This window comes from Roseibium sp., assembly GCF_048260565.1.
Classification (GTDB): Bacteria; Pseudomonadota; Alphaproteobacteria; order Rhizobiales; family Stappiaceae; genus Roseibium.
In genome coordinates this window covers 348187-357988 of record NZ_JBLXGP010000002.1, presented here as the reverse complement: position 1 = coordinate 357988, position 9802 = coordinate 348187, and the positions used below count along the sequence as shown (strand labels likewise).

Below are 9802 nucleotides of genomic sequence, written 5' to 3'. Positions count from 1 at the left end.
CATGCGACTGACACTTCGCAAGAAGCTCCTGATATTTGCCGCGGTGATTGCGGTTCTGCCGTTGCTGATTGCGGGTCAGACCCTGATTCGCATCGCGCGCGATGAGCTGAAGAGTTCGGCCAATGACCAGCTGACGGAAACCGCCCGCCAGGTCACCACGGAAATCAACAGCGTCTACAGCAACGCCTGGGCCGCCCCCCTGTCGCTGATCGCCAACGGTGTCGACAATGAAAAGCTCAGCGTCGACGCCAAGATCGCGCTCCTGACCCTCGGCATCGCCGAACTGCCGGATATCGTCGCCCTGCAGATTACGGTGGAAGGCAGCCAACGGCCGCTTCTGGTCACGCGGGAGGGCTTTTCGAAGAAACTCAGCGAGGCCGGGCTCGAGCCCAAGGCCGCCTTAAGACTCAGTCCGGCGACGATCGAAGACTACCGTAAAGGCAACCATGGTCTTGCCCGCCAGGTCCAGCATCTTGAGGGAACGGGCATCTGGCTCGCCTCCATTATTCTGCCGCTGCAGAATCCGCTGAACGGCCGGTCGGCGACCCTGTCCGCTCGGATCGACATCAGCCGGATCAAGGACTTCATAGACGCCCACGCCTTCACCAAGATCGGCACCATTACGATCGTCGACAAACGCGGCCAGCCTATCTTTGCCTCAGGAGAGGACGACCTGACCGACTCCGACATCGTCAACGAGGCAACCAGCCTGCTTGCCCTGCAGACCCGGGTGATCAGTATCAAACCCTATGCCCGTCCGGACGGCGAGGTCATGCTGGGTGCCTTTTCCTTCCCCAGTCCGTTCGACTGGGCGGTGATCGCTGAAAAGAGCGAGGCGGCAGCCTATTACACCATCGACGTCATGACCCGGAACCTGCTCATCTGGGTGGGCGCGGGACTGGTCGTTGCCGGGCTGGGGGCGATCTTCTTCTCGCTCGGAATTTCCCGGCCGATCCTGAAAATCGGCCAGGCGGCCGTCGAGGTCGGGAAGGGCAATTTCCAGGCACGGGTCGTCGGCGTGAAGAGCCGGGACGAAATCGGCGAACTTGCCGGGCGCATCAATGAGATGATCGTGCAGATCAACGAGCGGTTCCAGCTGGCGAAATTCGTATCCCACGGCACCATCGACGCCATCCAGGATTCCAGCGACGGCAGTGTGAAGCTTGGCGGTTCCCGCAAGCGGGCGGCGATCCTGTTTGCCGATATTCGCGGCTACACGGCCTTTTCCGAAAGCCGCGAACCGGAGGTGGTCGTCGATGTTCTGAACCATTATTTCGCCTATCAGGGCGCGGCGGTTGCCCGCAACAACGGCGACATCGACAAGTTCGTCGGCGACCAGATCATGGCCGTGTTCCACGGCCCTGACATGAGCGCGGATGCGGTGCGCTGCGCGTCCGAGATCCAGGACATCATGGAGGCCTCCTCCAAGAAAAACCCGGACTGGGAACTCGATATCGGCATCGGCATCGATGTGGGCGACGTCGTCGTCGGCGCCATGGGCAGCCCGGAGCGGATGGACTACACGGTTCTCGGCGACCACGTGAACCTCGCCGCACGCCTGTGCTCCGCTGCCGCGCCGAAAGAAACCATGATTTCAGACGCGGTTTACGACGACATCAAGCACATGACCGAATTCGGCTTCGCACCGCTGGCCCCGATCAACGTGAAGGGCAAGTCCCAGCCGATCTTCGTCTATGCGGTCGAACGGGTGAACCTGCCGGGCGAGGAGGACGCGGCCGACGAACCGGGCCCGGCCGGGCAATAAGCCGCGCTGGCGCAGGTTTGACGAGCGCGACGGGTCCGGTTGCTCAAATCATACTGTCGAGCAATTCGCCCTCGCCGATCCGGCCCAGCACCCGGCCCTGCTCGGCGACCAGGATTTCGGTTTCCGACTGGCGCTTCAGCTTGATGACATCGCGCAAGGGGGTCGCGGACAGACAGGTCACAGCACCTTCCGGAACAGTAGTCCGGTCGCAGGCGGACATGATGTCCCTGGCCCGAAGCACATTGAGCGGATTCATGTGACCGACGAAATCGGCGACATAGTCGTTGGCCGGTTTCTTGACGATCTCCTGCGGCGTGCCGAGCTGAATGACCCGGCCGCCTTCCATGATGGCGATCCGGGAACCGATCTTGGCGGCTTCGTCCAGGTCGTGACTGACGAAGATGATCGTGCGATTGAGGCTTGCCTGAAAATCCAGAAGCTCGTCCTGCAGACGGTCGCGGATCAGCGGATCGAGGGCGGAAAAGGGTTCGTCCATCAACAGGACCGGTGCCTCGGTGGCAAAAGCCCGCGCCAGGCCGACCCGCTGCTGCATGCCGCCGGACAACTCGTGCACCTGCTTGTCGCCCCACCCTTGAAGGCCGACGAGGTCCAGCTGATGCGAGACCTTTGCCCGCCGTTCCGCCTGGCCCATTCCGGACAGTTCAAGACCGAAGCCGACGTTTTCCGCCACCGTTCGCCAGGGCAGAAGCGCGAATTGCTGAAACACCATGGCGATGCGGTGCCGGCGCAACCGGCGCAGTTCCTCTTCCGAACAGGCAGCCGGATTGATGGTCTTGTCGCCGTCGCGAACCTGTACCTCGCCCCGGATCACCGGATTGAGGCCGTTGACCGCCCGCAGCAGGGTCGACTTGCCCGATCCGGACAGGCCCATGAGGACGATCACCTCGCCTTCGTTGATATCGAACGTCGCACCGGCCACACCGAGGATCTGCCCGGTTTCTGCCTGGATTTCCGCCCGGCTCCTGCCGGAATCGATCATTGGCAGGGCGGTCTGCGGCTTGTCGCCGAAGACGATATCGACATTCTTGAAGGAAACGACCGGCGCCGTCATGAGCGTCCTCCTTCGCCGGGCCCTGAGCGGAAGAACCGGTCGAGCACGATAGCGACCAGGACGATGGCGACACCGACCTCAAACCCCTTGGCGATATTGACCGTGTTCAGCGCCCGAAGCGTCGGCACGCCAAGACCGTCCGCTCCGACCAGGGCTGCAATCACGACCATGGAGAGCGACAGCATGATCGTCTGGGTCAGGCCGGCCATGATCTGTGGCAGCGCATAGGGCAATTCCACCTTCCAAAGAAGCTGGGACTTGGTCGCGCCGAAGGCCTGGCCGGCTTCGAGGAGCTGGGTGGGCGTGGACGAGACACCAAGCTGGGTCAGGCGGATCGGTGCAGGAATGGCGAAGATCACGGTTGCGATCAGGCCGGGCACCATGCCGAGCCCGAACAGGATCAGCGCCGGGATCAGATAGACGAAGGTCGGGATCGTCTGCATCAGGTCCAGGATCGGCCGGAGGGCGGCATAAAGTCTTGGACGGTGCGCCGCCGCCACGCCGACCGGCACACCAACCGCCATGCATACGACCGACGCGCCGATCACCAGCGCCAGAGTTTCCGTGGTTTCTTCCCAGTAGCCCTGATTGATGATCAAGAGCAGGGACGCCAGAACGAACAGCGGGAAGGAGATGTTGCGGCGGACGAACCAGGCAAGGCCGGTCGCGAAGGCGACGACGAAGAGCGGATGGGGCGTCTGCAACACCCACAGGATCCCGTCGATCATGGTTTCGAGCACATAGGATATGCCATCGAAGAACCAGTCAGCGTTGTCGGTCAGCCAATCGACGATGGCTTTGGCCACCTTTCCGATCGGGATTTTATGGTCGGTCAGCCATTCCAATGAGATGTCCCCGCCCGTGCCATGTCAGTTTAAATCGAAATACGAAAAACGCCGGAGACAGTCAGCCTCCGGCGTCGACGTTCGGCTTAAAGGCCGAGAGCGCCTTTGACGGCTGCGAATGCATCGCCACCGTCCCGGGTGGTGACGCCATCAAGCCAGGCTTCGAAAGTTGCCGGATGGTCCTTGAGCCACGCAGCGGCCGCATCGGCCGGCTCTTCGCTGTCGTCCAGGATCGCCCCCATGATCTCGTTTTCCATGGCAAGCGAGAACTTCAGGTTCTTCAGCAGCTTGCCGACATTCGGGCATTCCTCGGTGTATCCGGCCCGCACATTGGTGTAGACGGTCGCGCCGCCGTAGTTCGGACCGAAATAGTCGTCGCCGCCCCCCAGATAGGCCATGTCGAAATTGGCGTTCATCGGATGCGGTTCCCAGCCGAGGAAGACGATGTCCTCGTCGCGCTTGGTGGCGCGGGCCACCTGGGCCAGCATGCCCTGCTCGGAGGATTCGACCACCTCGAAGCCCTTCAGGCCGAAGGCGTCCTGATCAATCATGCCGATGATCAGGCGGTTGCCGTCGTTGCCGGGCTCGATGCCGTAGATCTTGCCGTCCAGGCTGTCCTTGAACTTGGCAATATCGGCGAACGTTTTCAGGCCCTTGTCAAAAGTGTATTTCGGCACGGCGAGCGTGTACTTGGCACCTTCCAGGTTGACGCCGACGGTCTCCACCGAGCCGTCATCGCGATAGGCCGCGATATCGCCTTCCATGGTCGGCATCCAGTTGCCGAGGAAGACGTCGATGTCCTTGTTCTTCAGGGACGCATAGGTCACCGGCACGGACAGGATCTTGATTTCGGTGTCATAGCCGAGCGCCTTCAGGATGGTCGTCGTGGCCGCCGTGGTCGCGGTGATGTCGGTCCAGCCGACATCGGAGAAGCGAACGGTCTTGCAGCTGTCAGGCTCTGCGGCAAATGCCGTGCCTGCAACCATGGCCGACAGCGCAAGACCTCCAAGAAATGCAACAATTTTTTTCATGGTTTGATCCCCTTTTTGCATGCCCAGTTTCCGCTATTGGACAGCAAGATGCCCGCCGGAAACAATGGTCTGTTTTCGAATGTGCGCGTTTTCCCGCGCTTGCTCCTTCGAATTGCGACAAATGAAACATCATCCATTATTTTTTACAAGTTTTCATTGATTGGTTGTTCAATTAAAATTAAGCACGGATCATACGGGAGATCGCAGATGCCCAAGATCGGTATGGAAGAAGAGCGCCGGCGCAGCCTGATTGCGGCAACCGTGGATGCCATCCACGAAAACGGATTCTGCGATGTCACCATCGCCCAGATCGCCCGCCGTGCCGGTGTCTCCGGCGGCCTCGCCCACCATTATTTCGGCTCCAAGGACCAGCTGCTGGCGGCCACCATGCGCCATCTTCTCAATGACCTCGGCGAGCAGATCCGCTCGCGCCTTGCCAAGGCGGAAACGCCGCGCGAGCGCATCTCGGCCATCATCACGGGCAATTTCGCACCCGAGCAGTTCCGCGAGGCGGTCATTGCCGCCTGGCTCGCTTTCTACGTTCAAGCCCAGACGACGGAGACGAGCCGGCGCCTGTTGCGGATCTATGCCGCCCGGCTTGCCTCGAACCTGACCTTCAACCTCAAGGCCTTCATGCCCGCCAGGGATGCCAAACGGGTCGCCGAGGGCACCGCCTCGATGATCGACGGCGTCTGGATCCGGCGAGCGCTGAAGGATGGCGCTCCGGACCCGGTCTCCGCAATCCGCATGGTGGAAGACTACGTCGAGACACAGATTTCCGCCCTCCGGCCAAACCTCTCAGGGGCAAGTGGAACCTCCCGATGAGCGACACGTTCGACTTCGTCATTGTCGGCGCCGGGTCGGCCGGTTGCGCCCTCGCCTACCGGCTGTCGGAAGATCCTTCCGTTTCCGTCCTGGTGCTGGAATACGGCGGAAGCGATGCCGGGCCGTTCATCCAGATGCCGGCGGCCCTGTCCTATCCGATGAACATGGCCCGCTACGACTGGGGCTACGAAAGCGATCCCGAGCCCCATCTGGACGGACGCCGGCTTGCAACACCGCGCGGCAAGGTCATCGGCGGATCCTCGTCGATCAACGGCATGGTCTATGTGCGCGGCCACGCGCGCGACTTCGACACCTGGGAGGAACTGGGTGCGGTGGGCTGGAGCTTCAAGAACGTACTGCCCTATTACAAGCGCCTGGAACATGCTCATGGGGTCAGTTCCGACTGGCGCGGCACGCATGGACCCTTGCACGTGACCCGGGGGACGAAATGGAACCCGCTGTTCGACGCCTTCGTCCAGGCCGGCGCGGAAGCCGGCTACGAGACCACGCCCGACTACAACGGTCAGAAACAGGAAGGCTTCGGCGACATGGAGATGACGGTCCGCAAGGGCCGGCGCTGGTCCGCCGCGAACGCCTACCTGAAACCGGCGCTGAAGCGGCGGAACGTTACCCTGATGACCGGCACCTTGGCCCGCAGGATCCTGTTTGACGGCAAACGGGCAACGGGCGTCGAATACCAGAAGGGCACGACCGTCGGCACGGTCACCTGCCGGCGCGAAGTGATCGTATCCGCCTCCGCGATCAACTCGCCCAAGCTGCTGCTGCAATCCGGCATCGGACCTGCCGCCCAACTCGGCGAACACGGGATCGACGTGATCGCCGACCGCCCCGGTGTCGGCGAAAACCTGCAGGACCATCTGGAACTCTATATCCAGCAGGCCTGCATCCAGCCGATCACGCTTTACAAGCACTGGAACCTGGTCTCCAAGGCCCTGATCGGCGCCCAGTGGCTGTTTACCGGCAAGGGGCTCGGCGCCTCCAACCAGTTCGAATCCTGCGCCTTCATCCGCTCCAAGGCGGGCGTCGACTATCCGGACATACAGTTCCACTTCCTCCCCTTCGCCGTGCGCTACGATGGCAAGGCGGCGGCGGAGGGTCACGGATACCAGGCCCATGTGGGCCCGATGCGTTCGAGGTCGCGTGGCCGGGTCCGGCTGACCTCCGCCGATCCGCTGGCCAAACCGTCGATCCTGTTCAACTACATGTCCGAGGCAAGCGACTGGCAGGATTTTAGAACCTGCATCCGCCTGACCCGGGAAATCTTCGCCCAGGACGCCTTCGCCCCCTACCGGGGCAAGGAAATCCAGCCGGGTGCCGCCGTTCAAAGCGACGATGAGTTAAATGATTTCATCCGCGAACACGTGGAAAGCGCCTATCATCCCTGCGGCACCTGCCGGATGGGACAGGCGAGCGATCCGATGGCCGTCGTCGATACGGAATGCCGGGTGATCGGTGTGGACGGACTTCGGGTTGCCGACAGTTCGATCTTCCCCCAGATCACCAACGGAAACCTGAACGCCCCGTCGATCATGGTGGGCGAGAAGGCGGCCGATCACATTCTCGGCAAGGATCCTCTGCCCGCTTCCAATGCGGAACCCTGGATCCATCCGGAATGGAAAACACACCAGCGATAGAACGCAAGAGGACGCAGATGCGCGCACAGCCCAAAGCCTCTCACTATATCGGCGGACGCTATGTCGAGAGCCCGGACGGGCATCCCTTCCCGTCGATCTATCCGGCAACCGGAGAAGCGATCGCGTCGCTTCATGGCGCCGACGAAAAAACGGTCGAAGCAGCCGTCAGTGCTGCCGTTGAGGGGCAGAAAGTCTGGGCGGCCACGGCTCCCGCAGAACGCGGGCGCGTGCTGCGCAGGGCGGCGGACCTGATCCGCGAGCGCAACCGCGAGCTTTCGATCCTTGAGACGCTCGACACCGGCAAACCCTTGCAGGAAACGCTCATTGCCGATGCGGCGTCCGGCGCCGACTGCCTTGAGTATTTCGGCGGACTAGCCGCCACATTGACCGGCGAGCATATCGATCTGGGCGGCTCTTTCGCCTACACGAAGCGGGAACCGCTCGGGATCTGCATCGGCATCGGCGCCTGGAACTATCCGATCCAGATCGCCTGCTGGAAGGCCGCGCCCGCCCTGGTCTGCGGCAATGCCATGATCTTCAAGCCGTCCGAAGTCACGCCGCTCTCCGCCTTGAAACTTGCCGAAATTCTGACAGAGGCGGGCCTTCCGGACGGGGTCTTTAACGTGGTGCAGGGCTACGGCGATGTCGGAACGCAGCTCGTCTCGCATCCGGCTGTCGCCAAAGTGTCGCTGACCGGCTCGGTTCCCACCGGCGCCAAGGTCGCGGCCCTTGCCGGTGAGCACCTGAAAAAGACGACGCTGGAACTCGGTGGCAAGTCGCCGCTGATCATTTTCGACGATGCCGATCTCGACAATGCGGTCTCGGCCGCGATCAACGCCAACTTCTATTCCAGCGGCCAGATCTGTTCCAATGGCACACGCGTCTTCGTGCATACGGCAATCAAGGACAGGTTCCTGTCGCGGCTGGCCGAGCGGACGGCCAATGCGGTTCTCGGCGATCCGCTCGACGAGACGACCAGCATCGGGCCGCTGGTCTCCAAACCGCAGCTGGACAAGGTGCTGGGCTACATGATGCTCGGCCAGGAAGAAGGCGCCCGGCTGGTCTGCGGCGGCAGGCGGGCCGATGTACCGGCCTTGCCCGACGGGCTTTTCGTCGAACCCACCGTCTTTGCCGACGTGAGCGACGGCATGCGGATCGCGCGCGAAGAGATCTTCGGACCGGTCATGTGCGTGCTCGACTTCACCGACGAGGCGGAGGTGATCGCGCGTGCCAACGACACGGAGTTCGGCCTGGCCGCCGGTGTGTTCACGAAGGACATCCAGCGGGCCCACCGGGTGATCGATGCCCTGCAGGCCGGCACCTGCTGGATCAACACCTACAATCTGACGCCGATCGAGATGCCCTTCGGCGGCTACAAGAAATCCGGCATGGGTCGCGAAAACGGCCACGCTGCCATAGAGCATTACAGCCAGATCAAGAGCGTCTATGTGGAAATGGGTGGGGTGGAAGCGGCGTTCTAGGCTGAAATGCCCAGGTCACGACTGGCGAGACTATCCCGCACGAAGGGCCGCAGGTCGGTGATCGTCAGGCGTGGATGGTGTTTCCCCGCGCCGGTAGGCTTTCGGCGACACCCCGAACCAGGTCTTCGCCGCCCGTGAAAACGTGCTCAATTCGGAATAGCCGAGCAGATAGGCGATCTCGCTCAGCTGCAACTTGCCGTCCATGAGATACTGCTCGGCCAGGGCCTTGCGCACCCGGTCGACGGCCTGGCGGAAGGTCAGGCCGTTTTCTTCCATTCTCCGTTGCAACGCCCGTTTCGACATGGCCATTTTTCGGGCGACGGCTTCGAGAGACGGATCGCCCTCCTTCAAGGCTTCGTTGATTGCACGGGAAATATTGTCCAGATCATTGTCTTCAATCTGGTTGCTGGCGAGCCGGGCAAGCGCCGTCTTCTCGATCAGCGCATAGAGATGCTCCTCCGACCCCAGAGGCGCAACATCCATCACCTCGAGCGGAATGCCGATCCGGTCCTGCTCACAGCCGAACTGGATGTTTCTTCCCAGGATCCGGTAATAGGTTTCGATCTGGCGGGGCGTGCCTTGCGTGAATTCGAAGGTCAAATCCACTTCCCTTCCGCCCAGCATGTGCCGGAGGCGGCTTGCCGAAAACGACATTGCCTTTGCCGTCACCTGAACATGCGGACCGTAGAGATTGCTGATGTGCCAGGACAGATAGCGTTTTCCGTCCTCGTCATTGAGCGAAATCTGCGTGATGTTTGAGAGGATGCGCTCGAATCGTCGCCAGTTCTCAAGCGACTGGGCAATCGTGGGCGCAGTGAGGGCGACGTAGTCGAAAACCTTCATCGACCCCATCTTCACCTGGGACCCGAGGATCACGCCCATGGCGTCGTTGCCGGTTTTTCTGGCGAGATACTCGTGAATTTCCAGGTAGACTTCCGAGGGCCCCGCCCCTTCGGGATCATCGGTGACCTTCGGGTCGAACCCGATCTCCCTTGCCATCCTGAACCAGTCAAAGCCAAGGGCTTCCGCCTGCGCCCGGGTGTTTACGAGCAATTGCGCGTAAATCTTTCCAGGTGACTTGGCCATACGCTCCCCCGGCGGCGGATCAGACTGCAGTGGTATAGGGAC

The 9802-nt window shown here is 61.8% G+C and carries 8 protein-coding genes; 4 read left to right on the top strand and 4 right to left on the bottom strand.

Annotation, left to right across the window (positions count from 1 at the left end; translation table 11 throughout):
- Position 1 precedes the first annotated feature (1 nt).
- Positions 2–1765, top strand: a complete 1764-nt coding sequence (locus ACN0SO_RS06125) for an adenylate/guanylate cyclase domain-containing protein (RefSeq protein WP_417675611.1) — start codon at positions 2–4, stop codon at positions 1763–1765.
- A gap of 43 nt (positions 1766–1808) precedes the next feature.
- On the opposite strand, the gene choV is transcribed toward ACN0SO_RS06125, so the two are convergent.
- The 3 genes from choV to ACN0SO_RS06110 all read right to left on the bottom strand — a co-directional run bounded on the left by choV (position 1809) and on the right by ACN0SO_RS06110 (position 4713).
- The gene (gene choV / locus ACN0SO_RS06120) at positions 1809–2837 is read right to left on the bottom strand and encodes a choline ABC transporter ATP-binding protein (RefSeq protein ID WP_417675609.1); all 1029 of its coding nucleotides are present in this window, start codon (positions 2835–2837) and stop codon (positions 1809–1811) included.
- Positions 2834–3682: a choline ABC transporter permease subunit gene (gene choW / locus ACN0SO_RS06115; protein ID WP_417675607.1), complete on the bottom strand. Its 849-nt coding sequence runs from the start codon at positions 3680–3682 to the stop codon at positions 2834–2836. The genes choV and choW overlap by 4 nt, the downstream gene beginning before the upstream one ends.
- Before the next feature lie 86 nt (positions 3683–3768).
- Positions 3769–4713 (bottom strand): choline ABC transporter substrate-binding protein, encoded by a 945-nt coding sequence (locus ACN0SO_RS06110; RefSeq protein ID WP_417675605.1) that lies wholly within the window; start codon positions 4711–4713, stop codon positions 3769–3771.
- Between the two features lie 207 nt (positions 4714–4920).
- Between ACN0SO_RS06110 and betI the strand changes: the two genes are divergently transcribed.
- The 3 genes from betI to betB are packed head-to-tail and all read left to right on the top strand — an operon-like array spanning position 4921 to position 8674.
- Entirely contained in the window at positions 4921–5538 is a 618-nt protein-coding gene (betI, locus tag ACN0SO_RS06105) for a transcriptional regulator BetI (RefSeq protein WP_417675603.1), read from the top strand.
- Entirely contained in the window at positions 5535–7193 is a 1659-nt protein-coding gene (gene betA, locus ACN0SO_RS06100) for a choline dehydrogenase (protein WP_417675601.1), read from the top strand. The genes betI and betA overlap by 4 nt, the downstream gene beginning before the upstream one ends.
- A gap of 17 nt (positions 7194–7210) precedes the next feature.
- Positions 7211–8674 (top strand): betaine-aldehyde dehydrogenase, encoded by a 1464-nt coding sequence (gene betB / locus ACN0SO_RS06095; RefSeq protein WP_417675599.1) that lies wholly within the window; start codon positions 7211–7213, stop codon positions 8672–8674.
- Positions 8675–8704: 30 nt separating this feature from the next.
- Here the strand turns inward: betB and ACN0SO_RS06090 are convergent, their stop codons facing one another.
- Positions 8705–9760, bottom strand: coding sequence for an AraC family transcriptional regulator ligand-binding domain-containing protein (locus ACN0SO_RS06090; RefSeq protein WP_417675597.1), 1056 nt, complete (start codon positions 9758–9760; stop codon positions 8705–8707).
- Between the last annotated feature and the right edge of the window lie 42 nt (positions 9761–9802).